Below are 21,660 nucleotides of genomic sequence, written 5' to 3' on the forward strand. Positions count from 1 at the left end.
CGCCGGCGCGCGCATGGCTTGGGGGGAGGACAAGACGATGAAACGCGTGTGGCTGATGATCGCGGCCTTCGCGGCGCTGGGGCTGGCGCGGCCGGCAAAAGCCGATCCGGCGGCCGATCTCAAGGCGTTCCAGGGGTATTTCCAGACACGTTTCCCGAAGCTCGAGCTGAAGGATTACGTGAACGGGCCTTATAATTTCAGCGCGAATGACCGGGCGCAATGGAAGCAGATCCTCGAATTTCCGCCCTATTCCTTCGCGGTGGACGCCGGGAAGAAGGCGTTCGACACGAAGTTTCCCGACGGTGCGAGCTATGCCTCATGTTTTCCGCATGGCGGGATCGGCATTGCGCAGGATTATCCGAAGTTCGATGAAAAGACCGGCAAGGTCGTCACAATCGGCATCGCCGTCAACGAATGCCGCACACGGCACGGGCTGAAGGCGCTGAGCCTGACAAAGGGCGAACTCGCCGACATCGTCGCCTACATGACCTCGACCTCGGACGGCAAGCCGATCCATGTCGTCATCCCCAACGACAAGAGGGCGCTCGCGGCCTATGAGGCGGGCAAGGAATATTTCTACTCGCGCCGCGGGCAGCTGAATTTTTCCTGTGCCAGTTGCCATGTGCAGGCGGCGGGCAAGCGGCTGCGGGGGCAGTATCTGGCGCCGGCGCTCGGCATCACGGCATCTTTCCCCGTCTACCGTTCGAAATGGGGCAATGTCGGCACGCTGGTGCGGCGGTTCATCGGTTGCAACAAGAAGGTGCGTTCGGTGCCGGCGAAGCCGGATTCGGCGGCCTATCGCGACCTTGCCTACTTCCTCACCTACATGAGCAACGGCCTGCCGATCGCGGGCCCGGGGGCGCGGTCATGAAGCGGATGGCTTGGGTGCTGGCGGCAACGGTTCTGGGGCTCGGCATTGCGCATGCCGCCGGGAAGGACGACGCGGCGCGGGCGATCGCCGCTGCCGCGGCGAAGATGAAGACGGCCGCGGCCCTCGAAGACCAGTGGACGCCAACGGTCGCCGCTTTCAAGGCGGCCAAAGCCGCCGATGCGGCAGGGGATTACGCGAAAGCCGAAGCCTCCGCGAAGCTGGCCGAGGCGCTGGCGGCGGCCTCGATCGCCCAGGCGCGCAGCCAGAAGCATCTCTGGCGGAACGAAGTGCCGCGCTGAGTCGGCCAGGCGGGGAATGAACAAATGACGATTGCACGACGCGCGCTTCTCACCGCGGCGGCCAGCACGGCGCTGCTGCCGCGGCTCGCCTGGTCGGCCAGCGATCCTTACGATGTGAAGATGAGCGGCGATGTCCGCATCATCCACCAGACCGACACGCATGCGAGTGCCAGGCCGGTGCATTTTCGCGAGCCGACGCAGAATATCGGCGTAGGCAGCGCGGAGGGGCGTCCGCCGCATCTGGTGGGCACCGCGTTCCTCGATTTCTACCACATGAAGCCGGACACGCGGGACGCCTACGCCTTCACCTTCCTCGACTTCGAGGCGCTGGCGCACCGCTACGGGCGGCTCGGCGGGTTCGCCAGCCTCAAGACGGTGATCGACAGCCTCCGCGCCGGCGCCGGACCGGGGCGGTCGGTGCTGCTCGATGGTGGCGATCTCTGCCAGGGCACGGGGATGGCCAATCTCACCCGCGGGCAGAACATGGTGGCGCTCGGCAACCTGCTCGGCATCGATGCGATGACCGGGCATTGGGAGTTCACCTACGGGCAGGACGGGATCGAGGCGATCATCAAGGAGCTGCACGGGCGCTTCATCGCGCAAAACGTGTTTCTCTCGGCGGAATCGCAGATGATGGGCGCGCCCGCCTTCGACCAGAAGACCGGGCGCGTGTTCCAGCCCTATGTCATCCGCGAACTTGGCGGCTACCGCGTCGGCGTGATCGGCCAGGCCTTTCCCTATGTGCCGATCGCGCATCCACGCCGGTTCACGCCGGACTGGCGGTTCGGCATCCATCCTGGCCGGATGCAGAAGGTTGTCGACGAGCTGCGCGAGGTGAAGAAGGTCGATGCCGTGCTGCTGCTCTCCCATAACGGCATGCCGGTCGATCTCAAACTGGCTTCCCAGGTGCGCGGGATCGACGTCATTCTCGGCGGCCATACGCACGATGCGGTGCCGCATCCTGTGCCGGTGAAGAATCCCGGCGGGATCACACTGGTGACGAATGCCGGCACGGCCGGCAAGTTCATCGCGGTGCTCGACCTTGAACTGGCGAAAGGCCAGGTGAAGGACGTGCATTACCGGTTGCTGCCAATCTATGCTGACCAGGTGAAGCAGGACGCGGCGGTGGCAGCGGCGGTGGAGGCGCAGGAGGCGCCGCATCGCGCGATGCTCGACGAAAAGCTGGCCGAGACCGAAACGCTGCTGTACCGGCGCAACAATTTCTACGGCTCGGTGGATCAGGTGATCATGGATGCGCTGCGGGCCGAAACCGGCGCGCAGATCGCCTTCTCGCCGGGTTTCCGCTGGGGCAATACGGTTCTCGGTGGCGCAGCATTGACGATGGGCGACCTGCTGGCGGAGACTGCCATCACCTATCCGATGGTGTACAAGCAGACCATGACGGGCGCGCAGATCAAGGCGATGATGGAGGATGTCTGCGACAATCTCTTCAATCGCAATCCGTATTACCAGCAGGGCGGCGACATGATCCGCGTCGGCGGCATGAACTATGCCTGCGCGCCGGCAAAATCGATCGGGCACCGGATTTCCGGGATGGAGCTCGATGACGGCACCAAGGTCGAGGCGGCGAAAAACTATACCATCGCGAGCTGGGCCTCGGTGTCGCTGCCGCAGACCGGCACGCCGGTCTGGGACGTCGTGGCCCGGCATCTGCGCCAGGTGAAGACGGTGAAGCTGACACGGCCCAACCGGGTGAAGGTACTCGGGATCGCCGGTAATCCGGGTTACGCGACTTCATGAGTTCGCGCCGGCGGCTGTTCGGCGGGCTCGGTATTGCGGCGGCGGCGATGGGGGTGGGGCGCGCCGCCGCCGACAATCCTTTCGCCACCCACCTGCTGGCGCTGCAACTCTCCGACTCGGCGATGGAAAAGCAGCGCGAGGTTCTCAACAACGCCAACACGGTGCTGAAGGTCTGGCCCGATACCGCCTCGATCGTCGTGGTCGCCTTCGGGCCGGGCGTGGAACTTACCTTCGCCGATTCGCCGCTGCGCCAGCGGGTCGACAGCCTGATTGCACAGAACGTCGAGTTCGACGTGTGCATGAACACGATCGAGACGCTGAAGCGCGACACCGGTCATGCGCCGGTGCTGAACCCCAGGGTGAAGCCCGTGCCCTTTGGCGTGCCCCGGCTGATGGAACTTGCGGGCAAAAGATACGTCATCATCCGGCCGTGACTGGTCCGGCATCGTATTCTTGAATCAAAATATATCCTGGCCTAGACATATTCGCGAATCTGAATGTTCTACGGCGGGAGCCGCCTGGGGAGGTTTGGCATGATCGAGACGGTTCTCGCCCTTTTGTCTGGTGGTACGGTCGGTTTCACCCTCGGGCTGATCGGCGGGGGCGGGTCGATCCTGGCGACGCCGCTTATGCTTTACGTCATCGGCCTCGCCCCCCATGTCGCGATCGGGACCAGCGCGCTCGCAGTATCGGCCAATGCGTTCGCGAATTTCGGCGGTCATGCGCGCAAGGGGAATGTGCGGTGGCGGAGCGCGGCCATCTTCGCCGTTCTCGGCATCGTCGGGGCCGCGGCGGGTTCCACGCTTGGCAAGGCGTTTGACGGCAAGAAGCTGCTGTTTCTCTTTGCAATCCTGATGATCACGGTGGGGTTGCTGATGCTGCGGCCGCGCCGCGTGGCGGATGGCACGGCGGGCCAGGCCGAGCGGCTGAACGCGGCAACGCTGCTGGCTGTCGCCGCCGCGGCGCTCACGGTTGGCGCGTTGTCGGGCTTTTTCGGCATCGGCGGTGGGTTCCTGATCGTGCCCGGCCTGCTGTTCTCGACCGGGATGCCGATGATTTTCGCGATCGGTTCGTCGTTGCTGTCGGTTGGCAGCTTCGGGTTGACCACCGCGGTGAACTACGCGGCTTCCGGCCTTGTGAATTGGCCGGTTGCGGTGGAGTTCATCGCGGGCGGCGTGATTGGCGGGCTGATCGGCACGCGGCTGGCGATCCATCTGGCCGGGCGGCGCGCCGCGCTGAACCGGATTTTTGCGGGGCTCGTCTTCGTCGTCGCGGTCTACATGCTCTACAAGAACGCGGCGTCGTTCGGCCTCGCCTGATCCGTTCCGGAGATTAACTCCGCCTTCATTCCGGGATGGCAGGATCGGATCATGAACCCTGCCCTAGCAGATTGTGGGCCTGATCTCATCGGCTTCTATCGCGACCTGCTGGCTGCTGATCCCGGCCAGCGAGGCATTGCCGCCCCGTGCGCGGCGGCGTTGCTCGATGCGGGTGAACCCGAGGCGGCGCTTGCTGTCGCCGAGGCGGCGGCCGATGCGGACGATCCGGGCGTGCTGCTGGCCCGCGCGCGGGCGTTGCGCATGCTCGGGCGGTTCGAGCCGGCGACGGAGGCTTTCGCAACAGCGATCGCTCATGGCGCGACGGGAGCGCCAGTACTCGTCGCGCTGGGCAACTGCCTCGCCGAGCTGGGGCGCCTCGAAGAGGCGGCGGCCTGGTTCGACCGTGCCGCGCCAGGCGACCCGAGCGGCCGGGCGCTGGCCAATCTCGGCTCCACACGCGCGCGGCTTGGCCAGACGATCGAGGCGATCGCCGCCGCGAGGGCCGCGCTGTGCCGGGATCCCGGCCTGATCGATGCCCACCGGACGCTCGCCGTGCTGCTGGCGGCCAGCGAGCCGGACGCCGCTGCCCTGCACCGCGAAACCGCGTTCCGTCACAATCCCGTCTTTCTCCATCCGGGGCCACCAGATGCGCCGAGGGTGCTGGTGCTTACCTGCGTCGCCGAGGCGAGCCTGCCGACGGAACACCTCCTGCCACACGGGCGCTACGCGCTGGCCGAGTGGTTCATCGATCACGCCAACGACACGGAACCGGATCTGCCGCCGCACGATCTGATCTTCAATGCGATCGGCGAAGCGGATCTGATGCCGCCACTGGGTGAGGCGGTGCATCGGGCGCTCGCTGCCGGGCGACCTGTCCTGAACCGGCCAGAAGCCGTGGCACGCACCGGGCGGACGGCGCTGGCTGCCCTGCTGAACGGGATCGAGAGGACCGTGGTGCCGCCGGTGTTGCGAATTGCGGCTGGCGAGGTTGCCGTGAGCACCGGTCTGCCGGCGCTGATCCGGCCCGTGGGCACCCATGGCGGTAAGGGCCTGCGCTGCGTGCGGACGGCAGGCGAACTCGAAGACGCGGCGGGCGAGCAGGGCGAAAAGTATCTGAGCCGATTCATCGATTATCGCAGCGCTGACGGGTATTATCGCAAATACCGCATGATCTTCGTGGATCGGGTCGCCTATCCCTATCATCTCGCCATCGGGCCGCACTGGATGGTGCATTACTGGACCGCCGGGATGGACCTCGATCCGGTGCGGCGGGCCGAGGAGGCCCGGTTCCTGGACGATCCTGTGGCGGCGATCGGCGACGCCGCGTTGGAGGCGATCGGCGCGATCGGGCGCCGGCTCGACCTCGATTATGCCGGGATCGATTTTTCGATTCTGCCGGACGGGCGGGTACTCGTCTTCGAGGCCAACGCTGCGATGCTCGTGCACCCGGAGCATGAACCCGTGTTTGCGTATCGCAATCCGGCGGTGCATCGAATTCTCGATGCGTTCGCCGACATGCTGATGCAGCGCATGCAAGCCACTTCAGGCTGATCCCGGTCTCGGTCCGGACGGCGCGGGCTCAGGCGGCGCCGGAAGCCGCATGCCAGACGATGAAGGCGCCGAGGACGATCAGTCCGTAGAGGAACAGGCGACGAAACTGGTCCGGATGGGCCTTGCGGCGCAGCGGTCCGCCTAGCGCCAAGCCCGCCAGCGCAGGTGCGAGGGCGAGCGCCAACATGGCCAGCGAGCCGCCGGTAGCGTGCTGTGCCAGGCCAGACTCGCGCCGAGAGCCGCGGCTTCGGGGCGGGCGTCATGTCCGGCGAGCAGATCGCTGCCAACCGATGCGACAACGAGAACACCGGCCATCATCGGCCAGAATCGTGCCATTGCCTTCCCGGCGTCACGATGGTCGAGGAACTGCCAGAGATCTGTCGCGAAGGAAGGCACGAGCAGCAGCGAGGCCGCTTCCGCCGGGCTCAGGATGACGCCCGGCACGCCCATCGTGATCACCGGCATGCCGAGGCCGAGCACACCCTTGATGATGCCAGCCAGGAAGAATGTCACGATAGCCAGCCCCGGGTGGGGCAGATCGAGATCCTCGATGCAAAGGCGTCGGAGTCAGGCGATGCGGTTCACCACGCTGCGCAGCATATCGCGCACCGTGCCGGCAAGGCGGGCGAGTTCGGGGTTGTCGATCCCCTGCATCGAAGTCACCGGATCGATCGCCGAAACTTCCACCGAGCCGTCATCGTGCTGCTGGACGATGACATTGCAGGGCAGCATGGTGCCGACCTTGTCTTCCAGCTTCAGCGCCTCGTGCGCCATGCGGGGATTGCAGGCGCCGAGGATGCGGTAGGGGCGGAACGCGACGCCGAGTTTCTTCTGCATGGTGTCTGCCACGTCGATGTCTGTCAACACGCCGAACCCTTCCGCCTGGAGGGCGGCGATGGTGGCGTCGACCGCGGCATCGAAGCCCAGGCCGACCATTTTCGACAGGTGGTAGCTCATCGACAATCTCCCCGGACAGAACGTGTCTCACCGGACATATGGGGCGGCGGCCCTGGATGTTGCAAGCACGCCGGCCGCCGCGTCCGATGCCCGATCGAATGATGCCATCCGATCGGGGAGGTCGCGCCGGGACTGCCAAAGGCGTTCAGGCGGACGGATTGGTCTTCGGCAGCGGGTTGAAGTCGGCCGGGATTTTCGTGTGGATGCCCTTTGCGACATCGGTCGGGACGATGCCGTCGGCCTGGCAGCCCTTGCCCCCGAATTGCGGCAGGGAGGTGATGTCGTGATCAGGGATGATGGCGTAGCTCGGCGGCAGCGGGCGGGCCTTGCCGTCGAGGCGCGCGGGGTCGAAGGCGGTCATCAGGTCCGTCGTGTCCGGTGTGATCGCGTCGGCCGGGCCGACATTCGCCTCGCCGAATTCCTTCAGGCCCAGGCGGCGGCCCTTCATCTCGTCCGGCAGAAGGGCGAGCGGGGTGAGACCGAATACCTTGTCGACGAATTTTACCACCGAGGCCTGGCTGCCAACGGTATGGGAGATCTGGTGCACCCGCGCATAGGGCGAAATGACGATCAGCGGCACGCGCGGGCCGAAGGTGAGGGGCTCGTGGTCTGGCCCCTTCACCACGATCGGTGGCGGCACATGGTCGTAATCGCCTTCCGAATCATCCCAGGTGATGATGATTGCCGCGTGTTTCCAGTAGCGGCTGCGGGCGATCGCATTCACCGCCCTGGCGACGAAGGCCTCGCTGATCTGCGAGTCCGAGTAGGCCGGATGATCGTCGTCACCGCGGAAATTCCTGCGCGCCTTGGCACTCGGGTTGTCCGGCGTCAGGCCCATGTCGTTGAGATAGCCGCCCTTGAGATAGAACACGCCGCCCGTGGCCGGCAGGCCGCCCGTCTTCAGCGCCGTGAAGAAGGCGGATGCGCCGTGCAGGTGATCACGTTCCGCCGGATTGTTAGCGACGTAGCCGAAATACTGCGGACCGTTGTGGTGGGTGATGTAGGCGGCGTGCACGCCGTCGGCATCGGTCGGGCCCTCGTGCGCGGCGCTGACAGCTTTGCCGTAGCCTTCCTCGTACCAGCCCCAGTCGACCGGCTTCTGGCCGTGCGCGGCGAGATAGGCGATGTCCTGCCGCACATCGGCGAGGTCGAGCCGCGGATTTTCGTCATGCGCGGTTTCGCGCCGGATTGCGTGGCCCGCGGTGGTCAGGGCCAGTGAGGCATAGGTCTGGTTAATCTGCACATGCGCGCCGTGCGGGCTTGTGAAGTCGTGAGGATTGACCGGCACCTTCGGGTCGGGATCGAGCGGCGAGCCCCAGAACGGATCGTCGTCCGTGACCACCGGGACACCGGCGCCTGCCTCGCTGATCCGCCCGCCGGCGGCGTTGGTGGTTTCCGGCCCTCCCTTGAAGGTCCCGGTCGCCTCATTCGGGTGGAACGCCCATTGGGTCAGGCCCGTCTGGGCGGCGAAGATCGAGAGATTGCCGGGCGTCGAGGGGCCGGCAATGTCCTGGAAGACATGGTCGAACAGGACGAAGCGATCGGCGTAGCGCCACAGAAAAGGCACCGTGTCGCAGTCCTCGTAGGCCATGGAGAGTTCGCCGAACTGTTTGGCTTCGAGTGAAGGATCGCCATGCGGAGAATATTTTTTCTCCTCGGTGATCGCGAAACGGTCCATGCGGGCGGTGCCGTTCACGACATGCATCTTGGCGACGATGCGGGCGTGGGAGTGATCGATGTCGTCGGTATCCCAGGCGTATTGCTTCGGGCCGATGCGGAATGGCGAAATCGTGGTCCGGCTGCCGTTGGTGTTGATCAGCGTCTGCACGAAGCCGGGGGTTTTCGAGGCCGGCTGCGAATAAAGCCCGTCGGCGCCGGGGAAGGTGCCGAAATACGAGTCGAAGGAACGGTTTTCCTGATAGAGCACGAAGACGTATTTGATCTTGCGACGGACCATGGCCGTCATTTCCGCGTCGCTCGGCATGGGCTGCGGTGCGTCCATCATCTTCCGGACGATGCCGCGGGCATCGGGCTGGGTGACGACCTCATGCCCGGTTGCGGCGAGAGCCGCGACACTAACGGCGGAGAGCGCCGAACAGGCGATGATGAGTGCGCGTTTCATTCAGGAACTCCCTTGTTGCCGTGACCCACCGCATGCGGACACGCGAGCCTGTCAGCCGGACCGGGCAGGTCGCGGCCGCCGGGCAAGGCTTTAGAGCAGCGCATTGCCCGCGTGGATGATGTTTCGGTGGCAATTCGCAATCCGGGCGGTCAGCCCGAGAGGAGGGCGACGGTGTGCCGGGCGATCATCGCCTCCTCGTCGGTCGGGATCACCCGCACCTCGATCGTGGACGCGGAGGCGGAAATTACCGGGGCATGCCGTTCATTCGAAGCGTCATCGAGCACGATGCCAAGATGGGCGAGGCGGGCGCAGATCATCCGCCGCACCGGCGCGGCGTGTTCGCCGATGCCGGCGGTGAAGACCAGGGTTTCAAGCCCGCCGAGGGCGACGGTCAGCGCGGCGATCTCGCGGGCCGCGCGATGGCAGAACAGGTCGACCGCCAGGCGGGACTCCGGGCGGTCGCTGACAAGCAGCGTCCGCATGTCCGATGCCTCGCCGGAAACACCGAGCAGGCCGGATTCGCTGTAGAGACAGCGGCTGATGGCCTTGGCGTCGAGCTGTTCCTGTTCGACCATGTAGAGCACCACGCCCGGATCGAGCGTGCCGGGGCGGGTGCCCATCATCAGCCCGTCGAGCGCGGTGAAGCCCATGCTCGATTCCACCGATCGGCCGGCCAGCATCGCGCAGGCACTGGCACCGTTGCCGAGATGAGCGGCAATGACCTTGCCGGCCGCCCGTGCGGGGTCGGCCGCCGCAAGGGCATGGGCGATGTATTCATAGGAAATGCCGTGGAAGCCATATCGCCGCACACCGGCTTCGTGATAACGCGCGGGCAGGGGCAGCCGGGTTGCGACGTCGGTCATGGTGCGGTGAAACCCGGTGTCGAAACAGCCGATCTGAGGCAGGTTCGGGCGCAGGCGGGCGATGGCGCGCACCGCGGCGAGGTTGTGCGGCTGGTGCAGAGGGGCGAGCGGAGTGAGTGCCGCGAGTGCGGCGATGACCGCCTCGTCGAGCCGGACTGGCACCGCGAAATTTTGGCCGCCGTGGACGATTCGGTGCCCGACAGCAACGAGGTGGTCGCTGTCGAGATGATCATCGGCCCAGTCAAGCAGCGGGCCGAGCAGATCCTCGTGCGTCATGGCCGCGCCAGTCTCCCAGCGCCGTTCGGTGACGGGCCGGCCTTCGGCATCGAAGCCCCGGAAATGCGGCGCCTCGCCGATCCGCTCGATCATGCCGTGCGCGCGCCGGGGCTGGCCGTCTTCGGTATCGAAAATGCCGAATTTGAGGCTCGACGAACCGGCGTTGAGAACCAGGACGGCGTTGCTCATTCTCGATGGTCTCCCTTCGGATGCGGGCCGGTCGTCAGGGCGGGGGGTCGGGCGCGCCGATCACCTGCGGGGCAGAACTGAGCGGCGTGGCGCCGCCGTTATGGTAGATGAGCTCCTGGTTGCCGAGGCGGATGACCGCACCATGCGCCAGCAGAGCCGGGCCGGAGAGGCGATTGCCATCGAGAAACGTGCCGTTGGACGAGTCGAGATCGGTCAGCCAGACTTCGTCATTGCGGAGTTCCAGTTGGCAGTGCTGCCGCGAAACCTCGCGGTCGCGCAGAACCACCGGGCAGGGAGGTGTCCTGCCGATCGTGAGCGGTTCGGGGCCAATCGGGATTTCGCGGATCGCTCGTCCTTCCGCCGGGATAAGCAGATAGTGGCGCGACGGAGCCATCCGAACGAAAGTGCGCTCCGACTCCGGGTCGTCGTGTTCCTGCCAGGGTAACGCCACGCGGAACACGTTCACGCTGCGGGCGATGTTGCGCAGACGATGCGGGCCAAGATCGACCAGGCGCAGCGGGATCTTGCCGGTGGCATCCTCCTGCACGCGGGCGGAGATGCAAATTCCTCCAGGTTCCGCAAGACGTTCAAGGCGGGCGGCAACATTCACGCCGTCGCCCAGCAGATCATCGCCATCGATGACAACCTCGCCCTGATGCACGGCGATGCGGAACCGGAGAGGCGCGGGCGCGTTGTCTTCACCGTCGAGCTCGTGCAGGCGTGTCTGGATCTCGATGGCGCAGCGCAGGCCCAGCACCGCACTCGGGAATTCGGCTAGAGCGCCATCCCCGGTCGCCTTGAACACGCGACCATGATGGGTATGGACTGCCGGATCGATCACTTCGGCACGCGCTTTGGCGAGGCGTCGCAGCGTGCCGGGCTCATCCTGGCCGAGCAGCCGCGAGAATCCGACCATATCGACCGCCATGATCGCGGCCAGCTTGCGTTCCGCGAATTCGAAACTCAACGGGAACCCCCGGCGGGCGCTAACGCCCCTTCACAATTTCCGACTGGAATTCCTAGATGAAATGCGATGGGCAGGCAACAAATCGACCCGCACCACAATCGGGGGAGACCGGTCCGGCACGCCGGACCGGTCTCCGATGATCTTTCGTATCCGACCGGATCAGGCCGAGTAGTACATTTCGAACTCGACCGGGTGCGGCGTATGCTCGAAGCGGTACACTTCTTCCCACTTCAGCGCGATATAGCTCTCGATCTGTTCCTTGCTGAACACGTCGCCGGCGAGCAGGAAGTCATGGTCGGCGGCAAGGGATTCCAGCGCCTCGCGGAGCGAGCCGCAGACGGTGGGAATGCCCTGGAGTTCTTCGGGGGGCAGGTCGTAGAGGTTTTTGTCCATCGGGTCGCCCGGATGGATCTTGTTCTTGATGCCGTCGAGCCCGGCCATCGCCATCGCGGCGAAGGCCAGATAGGGGTTCGCGGTCGGGTCGGGGAAGCGGACTTCGACGCGCTTGGCCTTCGGGTTCGTGGTGTAGGGAATGCGGCAGGAGGCCGAGCGGTTCCGGGACGAGTAGGCCAGCAGCACCGGCGCCTCGAAGCCCGGAATCAGCCGCTTGTAGCTGTTCGTGCTCGGGTTGGTGAAGGCGTTCAGCGCCTTGGCGTGCTTGATGATGCCGCCGATGTAGTAAAGGCAGAGCTCGGACAGATCCGCATAGCCATTGCCGGCGAAGAGGGGCTTGCCGTTCTTCCAGATCGACTGGTGGGTGTGCATGCCGGAGCCATTGTCGCCATAGATCGGCTTCGGCATGAACGTCGCCGTCTTGCCGTAGCTGTGGGCGACGTTGTGGACGCAGTATTTGTAGATCTGCATCTGGTCGGCCATCTGCACCAGCGTGCCGAACTTGGTGCCGAGCTCGTGCTGGCTCTGCGCCACCTCGTGGTGGTGCTTCTCGATCGGCAGGCCCATCTCGCCCATCGTCGAGAGCATTTCGGCGCGCAGGTCGCTCTCGGAGTCGACAGGCGGAACCGGGAAATAGCCGCCCTTCACCACCGGGCGGTGGCCCATGTTGCCTTCCGGGTAGTCTTTCAGCGAGGAGCCGGGGCCTTCGATGCTGTCGAGTTGGTAGGTGCCGAAATTGCCGCCGGTGCCGAAGCGCACGGAGTCGAAGATGAAGAACTCGGCTTCCGCGCCAAACAGGATGGAGTCACCGACGCCCGAAGCGCGGACATAGGCTTCGACCTTCTTGGCGGTCGAGCGCGGGTCGCGCGAGTAGGGCAGGCCCGTCGAAGGCTCCAGGATGTCGCAGAAAATGACCATGCTCGGCTTCGCCGCGAACGGGTCCATCACCGCGGTTTCAGGATCCGGCATCAGGATCATGTCGCTCTCGTTGATGACCTTCCAGCCGGCGATCGAGGAACCGTCGAACATGATGCCGTCACGGAACGCGTCCTCGCCCATCGTCGAGATGTGCTGGGCGGTGTGATGCCACTTGCCGCGCGGGTCGGTGAACCGCAGGTCGACATACTCGACCCCGTTCTCCTTCATCATGGCCATCACCTTGCTGATCGCATCGCCGCTACCGGCGGGCTTCTTCGCCATTGTCGTCCTCACTGCTGGTCATTGTGCGGGCCCGCCCCATGCGGTTCCGCTCTCGTTGGGTTTGAAGGAAGGTTTGAAAGAGTCAGATCGCCGCTTCGCCCTTTTCGCCGGTGCGGATGCGGATGACTTCCTCGATCGTCGAGACGAAAATCTTGCCGTCACCGATGCGGCCCGTGCGCGCGGCATTGGTGATGGCCTCGATCGCGCGTTCGGCAACGGCATCCTCGCAGATCACCTCGATCTTCACCTTCGGCAGGAAATCCACAACATATTCGGCACCGCGATAGAGTTCGGTGTGGCCCTTCTGCCGCCCGAATCCCTTCGCCTCCATCACCGTGATGCCCTGAAGCCCGACCTCGTGCAAGGCTTCCTTGACCTCGTCCAGCTTGAACGGCTTGATGATCGCTTCGATTTTCTTCATCCGGTTCACGCCCGATCCGAGACGGGCACCCTCCTTGTTGCGGTTTATCCCGGCGAGCAGATGCGCGCACCGGCCATCCCGGCCGGCACGAAATTTTGATGCATGCACCGTGCCAATATCGCTTGGCCATTGCTGCACGTGCATTGCCTACCGGGGCGGCAGAAGTCGTGCCTAAGGAAACAGCAATTACTGCCCACGAATCAAGCCCGGTCCGCTAAACCCCTTGCCCTTCCGCCCGGCGTCGCGATAGTGCGGAGGCCCAGTCGTACGGAGTGAGACGCGTGAAGTTGCCCAACCAGCTGCTCGACAATATCGGCACGACCATCTTCACCATCATGTCCGCGCTCGCGGTCGAGCATGGGGCGATCAATCTCGGCCAGGGATTTCCCGATACTGATGGCCCGGCAGACGTGATCGAGGCCGCTGCCGCGGCGCTGCGTGACGGGCGCAACCAGTATCCGCCGCTGACCGGCGTGGCCGAACTGCGCGAAGCGGTGGCGGCGGCGAACAGGCGTTTCTATGGAATCGAGGCCGATCCGGCGCGCGAGGTGGTGGTGACCTCCGGCGCGACCGAAGCGATTACCGCAAGCCTGCTCGCTCTGCTCGATCCCGGTGATGAGGTCGTGCTGATCGAACCGCTCTACGATACCTATCTGCCGGTGGTGCAACTGGTGGGGGCGACGGCCAGGCTCGTGCGGCTCAACCCGCCGGACTGGGCGCTGCCGCGGGCCGAACTGGCGGCCGCGTTCGGGCCGAAGACAAAGCTGCTGCTGCTCAATTCGCCGATGAACCCGACGGGCAAGGTATTCACCCGCGAAGAGCTCGGCTTCATCGCCGATCTTCTCGTCAAGCATGACTGCTATGCGGTTTGCGATGAAGTTTACGAGCATCTCGTTTTCGACGGACTGCAGCATATCCCGCTGATGAGCCTGCCCGGCCTGCGCGAGCGCTGCGTGCGCATCGGCAGCGCCGGCAAGACGTTCAGCCTGACGGGCTGGAAGATTGGCTATGTCACCGCGCCGGCGCGGCTGGCGGGGGTGATCGCGCGGGCGCACCAGAACCTTACCTTCACCACGCCGCCCAACCTGCAGCGCGCGGTGGCGGTGGGGCTCGCCAAGGACGATGCCTATTTCGCCTCGCTCGCGTCCGATCTCGCGGCGAAGCGCGACCGGCTTTCGGAAGGATTGCGGCGGATCGGCTTCGGCGTGCTGCCGAGCCACGGCTCCTATTTCGTCACGGCCGATTTCGCGCCGCTCGGTTTCAACGGCGACGATGCCGATTTCTGCCGGCACATCACCGAACACGCGAAGGTGGCTGCCATTCCGGTTTCCGCGTTCTATCCGGGCGAGGCGCCACGGCATTACGCGCGGTTCGCCTTCTGCAAGCGCGAGGCGGTGCTGGATGAGGCCGTGGAACGGCTCGCGGCCCATTTTGCGGCACGACGGGCGGCCGAATAGCGCGCTTGCCTGCGCTCGGCACCTGGCGCACGATAGGGTGATGCAGGACGATACGCTTCGCCTCTCCGTCATCCAGATGACGCCGGGCGCCGACAAGGGCGCCAATATCGCCCAGGCGCGAGGGCTGATCGACGCGGCCGTTGCCGCCGACCGGCCTGACCTCGTGTCGTTGCCGGAGGTCTGGAGTTGCCTTGGTGGCGACCGGGCGGCCAAGACAGAGGCCGCCGAGGTGCTTCCCGCGGCGGGATCGGGCGAGACGGGCGGCGACGCCTATGAATTCCTGCGCGAGACCGCCAGGCGTCACCGCATTCATGTCCATGGCGGTTCGATTGGCGAGCAGGGTGGCGACCGGCTTTACAACACGACCCTTGTATTCGACCCGGACGGGCGGGAAATCGCGCGTTACCGCAAGATTCACCTGTTCGACATCACGACGCCGGACGGGCAGGGCTATCGCGAGAGCGCGACCTATGGCGCTGGTGATGCGGTGGTCACATGCCGCATCGGCGGGCTCACCGTCGGCCTGTCGATCTGTTACGATATGCGCTTTCCTGAACTTTATCTCGCCCTGCGCCGTGCTGGGGCGGATCTGATCATGGTGCCGGCGGCTTTCACCTTGCAGACCGGCAAGGATCACTGGGACGTTCTGCTCCGTGCCCGCGCCATCGAGACCCAGTGCTGGATCGCGGCGGCGGCCTGCGTCGGCCCCCATCGCGACGGCCGCGGCGAGACACGGTTCACCTATGGCAATTCGCTGATCGCCGATCCTTGGGGCAGCATCGTCGCCCGCGTTTCCGACGGACCCGGTTTCGCCACCGCGCGGATCGATCCCGCCCGGGGTGCGAAAGTGCGGCGCGACATGCCGGTTCTCGAACACCGCAAGCTCGCTTGACCCATATTCATTTCACCGCAGCCTCGACCGAACAGGCCCAGGACGCGCGGGAGCGGCTGGTCGCGTTATACGGCGATTCCGGCCCTGAGGCGGCCGAAGTGGTCGTCGCGCTTGGCGGGGACGGGCTGATGCTCGAGACCATTCACCGGATGATCGACCGCGAACTGCCGGTCTATGGCATGAATTGCGGCTCGGTCGGCTTCCTGATGAACGATTTCGCCGAGGCCGACCTGCCGGCGCGCATTGCGCGCGCGCAGAGCAACGACATCCATCCGTTGCGGATGCATGCCGTGACCTCGACCGGCGCCGTCGAGGAAGCGCTCGCCTTCAACGAGGTGAGCCTGCTGCGCCAGTTGCGCCAGGCGGCGAAGATCCGGATCTCGATCGATGGCAGGGTGCGCCTCGCGGAACTGATCTGCGATGGCGTGCTGGTCTCTACCCCGGCGGGTTCGACCGCCTATAATCTTTCCGCCCACGGGCCGATCGTGCCGCTCACCGCCAATCTGCTGCCGCTCACACCGATTTCGGCCTTCCGGCCGCGCCGGTGGCGAGGGGCGCTGCTGCCGTCGAACAGCGAGATCCTGTTCGAGATTCTCGAATCGGAAAAGCGGCCGGTGGCCGCCGTGGCCGACTTCACCGAGGTGCGGCGGGTCATATCAGTGGCGGCGAGCGAGGATCGCTCTGTCTGCGCAAGGATCCTCTCCGATCCGGATCGGGCCCTGTCGGAACGGATCATCCGCGAACAATTCACCGTCTGATCGTCGGGTCCCGGGCCGAGGGAACCAGCGTGCCGAGTTCACGCGAATTGGGGCACCCCTCGTGCAGCATTCGCCATGATCGGTGTCGGCTATGGCGAAATCAAGGCAGTAATTGGACAATGGTGTCAAATTGATAGGCTTTATCGTAATCAAATTTTAAGTAGAACTAAAAGGCGGTCAGTCATACCTCATCTCGGCAGGCAAGTTATTGTTGTATTGCCGAAAGGAGAATTCCATGCCGCTTTACGGAAAGAGGATTCTGTTCATGCGTAATCCAGGCTGCCGGCTTGTGGCCATTGCAGGTCTTGCCGCCGCAGGGGTAACGCTGGCCGGCTGCGGCGGTCCACCTCCGGTTCGGTCCACGACCACGACCACCGAACAGACCACGACAGCACCGCCATCGCCGATGGCGCCGCCCGGCGCGGCGACGACCACGACAATAAGGCGGTCCGTTACGACGACTCATGAATGACCGCCTCACGCGGCGGCACGGCCGTCGCGCCGGCGCTCAACGGCTGACGTTGATTCGTGCCCGCTGCATGGCGGCCTGGATGTGTTCGGACTTCGCGGCGGTGTAGCCGTTCCGGTCGTCGCGGAAGCGGATCGCAAGATCGCGCTTCAGAGTTTCGTAGGCGACGCGCTCGGCGGCATCCGCGCGCAGCAGGTCACGGAAGACGAGGGTATCCCACATGGCGCCATCGAGGAGAGCCATGTGCAGGTGGTGTGTTCGCCGAACGGCGGCGGGCGGCAGACCCTTGATGAACATGATCCGGTCGGTGAAGGGATTGCCGGTCCAGATCGTGTAACCGTGGGGTGCGAGCAGGGGAGACGCGATGGTCCTCGCCTCTTCGACATCCCGAACGCCGGCGAGGATGTCGATGACTGGTTTCGCGGCGATACCGGGCACCGCGGTGCTGCCGATATGCTCCATGCGCACGATGAATCCGGGAGGCAGCACCCTTTTCAGCAGTCGGGCCTCGGTCTCGAACATGCCGGGCCAGGCCGGATCGTATTCGGCCATTTCGACATGATCCATGCGCCGAGGCCCGGCGGTGGTTCAGGCCAGGAGGTGCGCGATCGCCTCGCGTTCTTCCTTGAGTTCGTTCAGCGTGATGTCGAGCCTGGACTGTGCGAACGCGTCGATCGCGAGGTTCGGCACCCGGGTAACGACACCTCCCTGGGTGGTCACGGGCACGCCGAACATGATGCCTTCGGGGATGCCATAGCTGCCGTCGGAGGGAATCGCCATCGAGACCCAGCGGCCATCCGAACCGACCACCCAGTCGCGCACCTGGTCGATGGCGGCATTCGCGGCGGACGCGGCCGAGGACGCGCCGCGGGCTTCAATCACCGCGGCGCCGCGCTTGCCGACGGTGGGAATGAAGACGTCGCGGTTCCAGGCCTCGTCGTTGATGGCTTCGGCGAGCTTGCGGCCGCCGGCTTCAGCAAAGCGGTAGTCCGGATACATGGTTGGGGAATGGTTGCCCCATACGATCAGCTTGCCGACATCACCGACATTGACGCCCGCCTTGGCCGCGAGCATCGAGGCGGCGCGGTTGTGGTCGAGCCGGATCATCGCCGAGAAGCAGTCCGGCGAAAGGTCAGGCGCGGATTTCATCGCGATATAGGCATTGGTGTTGGCCGGATTGCCGACGACCAGCACGCGGGCGGAGCGCTTCGCAACCTCGTTGAGGGCGCGGCCCTGAACCGTGAAGATCTCGGCGTTGGCGCCGAGCAGGTCCTTGCGCTCCATGCCCTTGCCGCGCGGGCGGGCACCGACCAGGAAGCCGATGTCGATATCCTTGAAGGCGACCTTCGGATCATCGGTCGCGACCATGCCGGCGAGCAGGGGGAAGGCGCAGTCTTCCAGCTCCATCATGACGCCGCCGAGCGCGCCCTGCATCTGCGGCAGGTCGAGAAGGTGGAGGATCACCGGCTGATCGGGGCCGAGCAGCGCGCCGCTGGCGATGCGGAAGACGAGCGCGTAGGCGATCTGCCCTGCTGCGCCGGTGACAGCGATGCGGACGGGGGACTTGGCCATTGATTCACTCCTTGCTGTTGCGCCGCACTATCTCCCGCTGGTGCCCCTGGTCAAGCAGGCTTCCGGTCTGACCGTGCTGCATGGCAGGATGGGGCCATGCAGCGCCACGCCCGCAAGGCCGAAAAATCACTTCCGAAGCCGCCGGATGAGGCGGCATTGCGTGAAACTGCGCTGGCCCATCTTGCGCGGTTCGCGGCGACCGAGGCCGGTCTTGCCCGGGTGCTTTCCCGGCGGATCGACCGCTGGGCGAGGGTAGCGGGAGAGGCGGGACTCGCGCCGGAGATTATCGATTCCGCGTTGCGCGCGGCCCGTGAAGCGGTGCCTCGCGTGGTGGCGGCGATGCGCGGTGCGGGAGCGGTGGATGACGCGGCCTTCGCCGAGTCCCGCGCGCGACGGCTGATTCGGCAGGGCAAATCGCGGCGGGCGACGCTTGCCCATCTTGCCGGCAAGGGAGTTGATGCCGCTCTGGCGGCACGCCTGCTGCCGGCTGATCCGGCGAGCGATCTCGCCGCCGCCTGTGCCTATCTGCGCCGCCGCCGTCTGCCGCCCTTTGGGCCGGGCGGCAGGGACCGTGCTCTTGCTTCCCTCGCGCGCGGCGGCTTCTCCCGCGACGTTGCCGAACGCGCGCTCGATCTTGAACAAGCCCACGCGGAAGCATTGGTTGAGGCGCTGCGCCGCGGCTGAAGGTTACGCCGAGGGGCGCAATTCATCCGGTCGAATTATGAAAGAAATGTGAAAATCAGCATGGCTGATTTGGGCTGGCTGCGCCATATCGCACTGCAGCATGGGCGTGCACCAAGCCGCCTGCCTTCGTCGTTTGCCAGTATTCGGAGTTTGATCGTGCAGAAACTGATTGCCGTCGCATCCTTTGCGGTTGCGCTGCTGGCCGGCTTCGGGTCCGCGTTCGGCGGGGTTCGTCTGGCAAGGACGTTGCCTGCGTTGCCGGGTCAGCCATCGCTGGCCCTGACCACGACCTATGGGCCGGTTGAGCCCGTTCTCATGCATTCGGCCCGGCGGCAGGGTGTGGTCGGCCACTGAATGCGACTATCCGTGCCCGATGGGCAGGCCGCGACCCATCAGTCGAAAATAGGTGCCTGAGGCACCCCGGCGAGACCGGATGTGGACTGCAGGAACGGTGTGTGCTCGAATTCCTCGCGCAGGAAATCGAGGATGGCGCGGGTGCATGCCGGCACATAGCGGCGTGACGGCAGAATAGCATGGATTTTCACCTGCATCGGCACGAAGGCATCGAGGACGGTAATGAGCCGGCCGGCGGCGACATCGTCGATCGTGGTCAGGCGCGGCAGCAGTGCGATTCCAAGACCGGCGCGCGCGGCGCGGCGCACCGCCTCGCTCGAGTCGACATGGAACCGTCCCTGCACATTCACGCTTTCCTCGACCCCATCGCGCGCGAAACGCCATTCCCGGTCAGCCCCCGGCCGGGTGTAGACGATGCATTCGTGCTTCAGCAGATCCCGCGGGGTTTCCGGTGCGCCGCGCGCGGCGACATAGGCGGGCGAGGCGACAAGAACCGAGGTTGCCGTGCCGAGAACCCGGGTGATCACGCTGGCTTGGGTCGCTTCGGCGATGGAGATCACCAGATCGAGTCCTTCCTCGATCAGGTCGAATGCCCCGTCGCGCATCTTCAGGTCGAGCGAGATTTCCGGGTGCCGGGCGAAGAATTCGGGTAGGCGGGCGGCGAGGTAGAGGCCAACGGCGGTGGGCACGCCGAGGCGGACCTGCCCGGTCGGGGTCTTGCGCGCGCTGCCCACACTGGCATTCGCCGCGTCCATGGCGTCCACGACCGCCTTCGCATGTTCGAGATAGGTCTGTCCGTCCTCGGTCAGTGACAGCCGGCGCGTTGTCCGCTGGATCAGCCGGACACCGAGTTGGTCCTCCAGAGCGGCGATCTGCCTGGAGATTACCGGTTGCGACGTGTTGAAGTCCCGGGCCACGGCCGAAAACGACCCCCGCTCGGCAACCCGGATGAAAGTGTTGATCAGGGAAAGCTGGTCCATCGCCGGGGCCTCTGCTCGAATCAGTACTATTTTTGTATGAGATAAAGTCCGGCGCAGGAATAACCACTTGCGACTGACATGAATATTTACATCACGTCATGGAAGCCCCTCGTTTTCCGCGTTTCGCCGCCCTGGCGCTCGATCGCCCAATCGATGCCGCCTTCGCATTACGCATGGAGCTCGCGGCCTGCTGGCTCTCTATGTGGCATCGCGCTCGATTCCGACACGCACCGCTGGGCCGCCCGGACGGTCCTGGCGGTCAGTAATCCCGTTGCTCGATAATGCCTTCGTCAACGGCCTGCCACATGGCCGGCACGGGCATGATCGCCAGCATGCAGGGCAAGATTTGAGATCATGCCCATGCCGGCAATGCGGCGATGAGTGTGCCTGATGCGGCGGAGACGGGTGGCCGCCTATTTTTGAGGAAACCGGGCTCAGAAGCATCCGCCGCGGGGTGCCGGTGCGCGTCGCACTATGGCCGGACCCGGCCAGGTTCCACACGGGTACTCGAGGCGATCGGTCCGGGAATCGCGGTCACCGATTCGCGGGGCACGGGGGCTGCCGCTCGCCGATCCAATGTATTCGTGGGTGCGACTTTCGCTGCGCATTCCGGTCCATATCGCGTTGGACCGCATTCCGCCGGGCAGATTTCTTGCGGCGGGTATGATCGCCACGGTGACAGTCGGGAAGAAGGACGGCGCGGCGAAAAACCTGCCCGTCAGGCAATCGGAACAGGGCCGATTCCATTTGGCAACAACCGCTGCCCGGCGTTTGCAGGCCGGGCAGCGGCAAGCGGTTCAGCTCATGACCATCGTGCCGAGGTTGAAGTTCACCACGCTCTGCGGGCCGGCCGTGCCGTCATCCTTCATCGGATTGTTGGTGAAGGAGATCTGCGAGTAGTTCAGCGACAGCGATTCCATCGGCTTGCCGTCGGAACCCGCGGACATCGAGAGGCCGGAGAGGATGACATCCTTCATGCTGACCTTCATGAATTGCTGGGCGCCCGAGCCGCCCGTGCCGGTGCGGGTGAAGACGATATCGACTTCTTGCACGTTGCCGCTCAGCGCTTCCTTCAGCAGGTCGCCGCTCGCGACGTCGTATTCCTTGGTGATGGTGATTTCTGACAGGCTCGGCAGGCTTGCCTCGCGGCCCTGCTTGCTGCCCGACTGCATCGAGACGCCGCGGCCGACACCCCACTGGAAAGACCCCAGTTCGATGTAATTCTCGAAACCCTGGGTCGTGACGTCGCCGTTGATAGAGCCGTATTTCATGTAGATAGCCATTGGTCCTGCTCCTGGTGCTGGG

At 65.1% G+C, this 21,660-nt stretch carries 23 protein-coding genes; 11 read left to right on the forward strand and 12 right to left on the reverse strand.

Features of this window, described 5'->3' with window-relative positions:
- Positions 1-37 precede the first annotated feature (37 nt).
- The 6 genes from soxA to ACMV_RS16880 all read left to right on the forward strand — a co-directional run bounded on the left by soxA (position 38) and on the right by ACMV_RS16880 (position 5,801).
- A complete protein-coding gene (gene soxA / locus ACMV_RS16855) occupies positions 38-871 on the forward strand; it encodes a sulfur oxidation c-type cytochrome SoxA (RefSeq protein ID WP_035185207.1) in 834 nt (277 codons plus the stop codon).
- On the forward strand, positions 868-1,170 hold the full coding sequence (locus tag ACMV_RS16860) for a hypothetical protein (protein ID WP_013641172.1): 303 nt from the start codon (positions 868-870) through the stop codon (positions 1,168-1,170). The genes soxA and ACMV_RS16860 overlap by 4 nt, the downstream gene beginning before the upstream one ends.
- Before the next feature lie 24 nt (positions 1,171-1,194).
- Positions 1,195-2,931, forward strand: a complete 1,737-nt coding sequence (soxB, locus tag ACMV_RS16865; RefSeq protein WP_013641173.1) for a thiosulfohydrolase SoxB — start codon at positions 1,195-1,197, stop codon at positions 2,929-2,931.
- Positions 2,928-3,365, forward strand: a complete 438-nt coding sequence (locus ACMV_RS16870; protein WP_007422499.1) for a DsrE family protein — start codon at positions 2,928-2,930, stop codon at positions 3,363-3,365. The genes soxB and ACMV_RS16870 overlap by 4 nt, the downstream gene beginning before the upstream one ends.
- Before the next feature lie 99 nt (positions 3,366-3,464).
- The gene (locus tag ACMV_RS16875) at positions 3,465-4,250 is read left to right on the forward strand and encodes a sulfite exporter TauE/SafE family protein (protein ID WP_041665163.1); all 786 of its coding nucleotides are present in this window, start codon (positions 3,465-3,467) and stop codon (positions 4,248-4,250) included.
- Between the two features lie 51 nt (positions 4,251-4,301).
- Positions 4,302-5,801: a tetratricopeptide repeat protein gene (locus ACMV_RS16880; RefSeq protein ID WP_013641175.1), complete on the forward strand. Its 1,500-nt coding sequence runs from the start codon at positions 4,302-4,304 to the stop codon at positions 5,799-5,801.
- 28 nt (positions 5,802-5,829) lie between these two features.
- Here the strand turns inward: ACMV_RS16880 and ACMV_RS21855 are convergent, their stop codons facing one another.
- The 8 genes from ACMV_RS21855 to ACMV_RS16915 all read right to left on the reverse strand — a co-directional run bounded on the left by ACMV_RS21855 (position 5,830) and on the right by ACMV_RS16915 (position 13,189).
- On the reverse strand, positions 5,830-5,952 hold the full coding sequence (locus ACMV_RS21855) for a hypothetical protein (RefSeq protein WP_256379466.1): 123 nt from the start codon (positions 5,950-5,952) through the stop codon (positions 5,830-5,832).
- Positions 5,943-6,314 carry a TSUP family transporter gene (locus tag ACMV_RS16885; RefSeq protein ID WP_013641176.1) on the reverse strand — a complete coding sequence of 124 codons (372 nt, stop codon included), beginning with the start codon at positions 6,312-6,314 and terminating at the stop codon, positions 5,943-5,945. The genes ACMV_RS21855 and ACMV_RS16885 overlap by 10 nt, the downstream gene beginning before the upstream one ends.
- 54 nt (positions 6,315-6,368) lie before the next feature.
- Positions 6,369-6,758, reverse strand: a complete 390-nt coding sequence (locus tag ACMV_RS16890; RefSeq protein ID WP_013641177.1) for a DUF302 domain-containing protein — start codon at positions 6,756-6,758, stop codon at positions 6,369-6,371.
- A gap of 145 nt (positions 6,759-6,903) precedes the next feature.
- The gene (locus ACMV_RS16895) at positions 6,904-8,880 is read right to left on the reverse strand and encodes a phospholipase C (RefSeq protein ID WP_013641178.1); all 1,977 of its coding nucleotides are present in this window, start codon (positions 8,878-8,880) and stop codon (positions 6,904-6,906) included.
- 149 nt (positions 8,881-9,029) lie between these two features.
- Positions 9,030-10,208, reverse strand: coding sequence for an acetate/propionate family kinase (locus tag ACMV_RS16900; protein WP_013641179.1), 1,179 nt, complete (start codon positions 10,206-10,208; stop codon positions 9,030-9,032).
- A 34-nt stretch (positions 10,209-10,242) separates the two neighbouring features.
- Entirely contained in the window at positions 10,243-11,175 is a 933-nt protein-coding gene (locus ACMV_RS16905) for an adenylate/guanylate cyclase domain-containing protein (protein WP_013641180.1), read from the reverse strand.
- A 159-nt stretch (positions 11,176-11,334) separates the two neighbouring features.
- On the reverse strand, positions 11,335-12,768 hold the full coding sequence (gene glnA / locus ACMV_RS16910; protein WP_007422507.1) for a type I glutamate--ammonia ligase: 1,434 nt from the start codon (positions 12,766-12,768) through the stop codon (positions 11,335-11,337).
- Positions 12,769-12,850: 82 nt separating this feature from the next.
- Positions 12,851-13,189 carry a P-II family nitrogen regulator gene (locus tag ACMV_RS16915; RefSeq protein WP_012040513.1) on the reverse strand — a complete coding sequence of 113 codons (339 nt, stop codon included), beginning with the start codon at positions 13,187-13,189 and terminating at the stop codon, positions 12,851-12,853.
- 281 nt (positions 13,190-13,470) lie between these two features.
- Here ACMV_RS16915 and ACMV_RS16920 point away from each other — a divergent pair, with 281 nt between their 5' ends.
- From ACMV_RS16920 to ACMV_RS16930, 3 genes are read left to right on the forward strand one after another with little or no spacing between them, the layout of a single operon-like run.
- Positions 13,471-14,646: an aminotransferase gene (locus ACMV_RS16920; RefSeq protein ID WP_007422509.1), complete on the forward strand. Its 1,176-nt coding sequence runs from the start codon at positions 13,471-13,473 to the stop codon at positions 14,644-14,646.
- Between the two features lie 37 nt (positions 14,647-14,683).
- Positions 14,684-15,538, forward strand: coding sequence for a carbon-nitrogen hydrolase family protein (locus ACMV_RS16925; RefSeq protein ID WP_013641182.1), 855 nt, complete (start codon positions 14,684-14,686; stop codon positions 15,536-15,538).
- Entirely contained in the window at positions 15,535-16,296 is a 762-nt protein-coding gene (locus ACMV_RS16930; RefSeq protein ID WP_013641183.1) for an NAD kinase, read from the forward strand. Before ACMV_RS16925 ends, ACMV_RS16930 begins: the two co-directional genes overlap by 4 nt.
- A gap of 508 nt (positions 16,297-16,804) precedes the next feature.
- Here ACMV_RS16930 and ACMV_RS16935 read toward each other — a convergent pair.
- Together ACMV_RS16935 and ACMV_RS16940 are read right to left on the reverse strand one after the other, a co-directional pair.
- Positions 16,805-17,332 (reverse strand): GrpB family protein, encoded by a 528-nt coding sequence (locus ACMV_RS16935; protein ID WP_007422512.1) that lies wholly within the window; start codon positions 17,330-17,332, stop codon positions 16,805-16,807.
- Between the two features lie 21 nt (positions 17,333-17,353).
- Positions 17,354-18,337 carry a malate dehydrogenase gene (locus ACMV_RS16940; protein WP_007422513.1) on the reverse strand — a complete coding sequence of 328 codons (984 nt, stop codon included), beginning with the start codon at positions 18,335-18,337 and terminating at the stop codon, positions 17,354-17,356.
- 96 nt (positions 18,338-18,433) lie between these two features.
- Here ACMV_RS16940 and ACMV_RS16945 point away from each other — a divergent pair, with 96 nt between their 5' ends.
- Positions 18,434-19,021, forward strand: coding sequence for a regulatory protein RecX (locus ACMV_RS16945; protein WP_007422514.1), 588 nt, complete (start codon positions 18,434-18,436; stop codon positions 19,019-19,021).
- Positions 19,022-19,081: 60 nt separating this feature from the next.
- Entirely contained in the window at positions 19,082-19,375 is a 294-nt protein-coding gene (locus ACMV_RS20070; RefSeq protein ID WP_231844446.1) for a hypothetical protein, read from the forward strand.
- A 38-nt stretch (positions 19,376-19,413) separates the two neighbouring features.
- Here ACMV_RS20070 and ACMV_RS16950 read toward each other — a convergent pair whose 3' ends face one another.
- Complete coding sequence (locus tag ACMV_RS16950) at positions 19,414-20,355, reverse strand: LysR family transcriptional regulator (RefSeq protein ID WP_013641185.1); 942 nt, start codon at positions 20,353-20,355, stop codon at positions 19,414-19,416.
- Between the two features lie 797 nt (positions 20,356-21,152).
- On the reverse strand, positions 21,153-21,638 hold the full coding sequence (locus ACMV_RS16955; RefSeq protein ID WP_007422517.1) for an Hcp family type VI secretion system effector: 486 nt from the start codon (positions 21,636-21,638) through the stop codon (positions 21,153-21,155).
- Positions 21,639-21,660: the final 22 nt, after the last annotated feature.

Origin of the sequence: Acidiphilium multivorum AIU301, from assembly GCF_000202835.1 — a bacterium.
Lineage (GTDB): Bacteria > Pseudomonadota > Alphaproteobacteria > Acetobacterales > Acetobacteraceae > Acidiphilium > Acidiphilium multivorum.

Bases quoted from the DNA above. Each gene is read 5' to 3' on its own strand.
- soxA (WP_035185207.1), top strand. From the start codon at position 38: ATGAAACGCGTGTGGCTGATGATCGCGGCCTTCGCGGCGCTGGGGCTG.
- ACMV_RS16860 (WP_013641172.1), top strand. From the start codon at position 868: ATGAAGCGGATGGCTTGGGTGCTGGCGGCAACGGTTCTGGGGCTCGGC.
- soxB (WP_013641173.1), top strand. From the start codon at position 1,195: ATGACGATTGCACGACGCGCGCTTCTCACCGCGGCGGCCAGCACGGCG.
- ACMV_RS16870 (WP_007422499.1), top strand. From the start codon at position 2,928: ATGAGTTCGCGCCGGCGGCTGTTCGGCGGGCTCGGTATTGCGGCGGCG.
- ACMV_RS16875 (WP_041665163.1), top strand. From the start codon at position 3,465: ATGATCGAGACGGTTCTCGCCCTTTTGTCTGGTGGTACGGTCGGTTTC.
- ACMV_RS16880 (WP_013641175.1), top strand. From the start codon at position 4,302: ATGAACCCTGCCCTAGCAGATTGTGGGCCTGATCTCATCGGCTTCTAT.
- ACMV_RS16890 (WP_013641177.1), bottom strand. From the start codon at position 6,758: ATGAGCTACCACCTGTCGAAAATGGTCGGCCTGGGCTTCGATGCCGCG.
- ACMV_RS16895 (WP_013641178.1), bottom strand. From the start codon at position 8,880: ATGAAACGCGCACTCATCATCGCCTGTTCGGCGCTCTCCGCCGTTAGT.
- ACMV_RS16900 (WP_013641179.1), bottom strand. From the start codon at position 10,208: ATGAGCAACGCCGTCCTGGTTCTCAACGCCGGTTCGTCGAGCCTCAAA.
- glnA (WP_007422507.1), bottom strand. From the start codon at position 12,768: ATGGCGAAGAAGCCCGCCGGTAGCGGCGATGCGATCAGCAAGGTGATG.
- ACMV_RS16915 (WP_012040513.1), bottom strand. From the start codon at position 13,189: ATGAAGAAAATCGAAGCGATCATCAAGCCGTTCAAGCTGGACGAGGTC.
- ACMV_RS16935 (WP_007422512.1), bottom strand. From the start codon at position 17,332: ATGGATCATGTCGAAATGGCCGAATACGATCCGGCCTGGCCCGGCATG.
- ACMV_RS16940 (WP_007422513.1), bottom strand. From the start codon at position 18,337: ATGGCCAAGTCCCCCGTCCGCATCGCTGTCACCGGCGCAGCAGGGCAG.
- ACMV_RS16945 (WP_007422514.1), top strand. From the start codon at position 18,434: ATGCAGCGCCACGCCCGCAAGGCCGAAAAATCACTTCCGAAGCCGCCG.
- ACMV_RS20070 (WP_231844446.1), top strand. From the start codon at position 19,082: ATGGCTGATTTGGGCTGGCTGCGCCATATCGCACTGCAGCATGGGCGT.
- ACMV_RS16950 (WP_013641185.1), bottom strand. From the start codon at position 20,355: ATGGACCAGCTTTCCCTGATCAACACTTTCATCCGGGTTGCCGAGCGG.
- ACMV_RS16955 (WP_007422517.1), bottom strand. From the start codon at position 21,638: ATGGCTATCTACATGAAATACGGCTCTATCAACGGCGACGTCACGACC.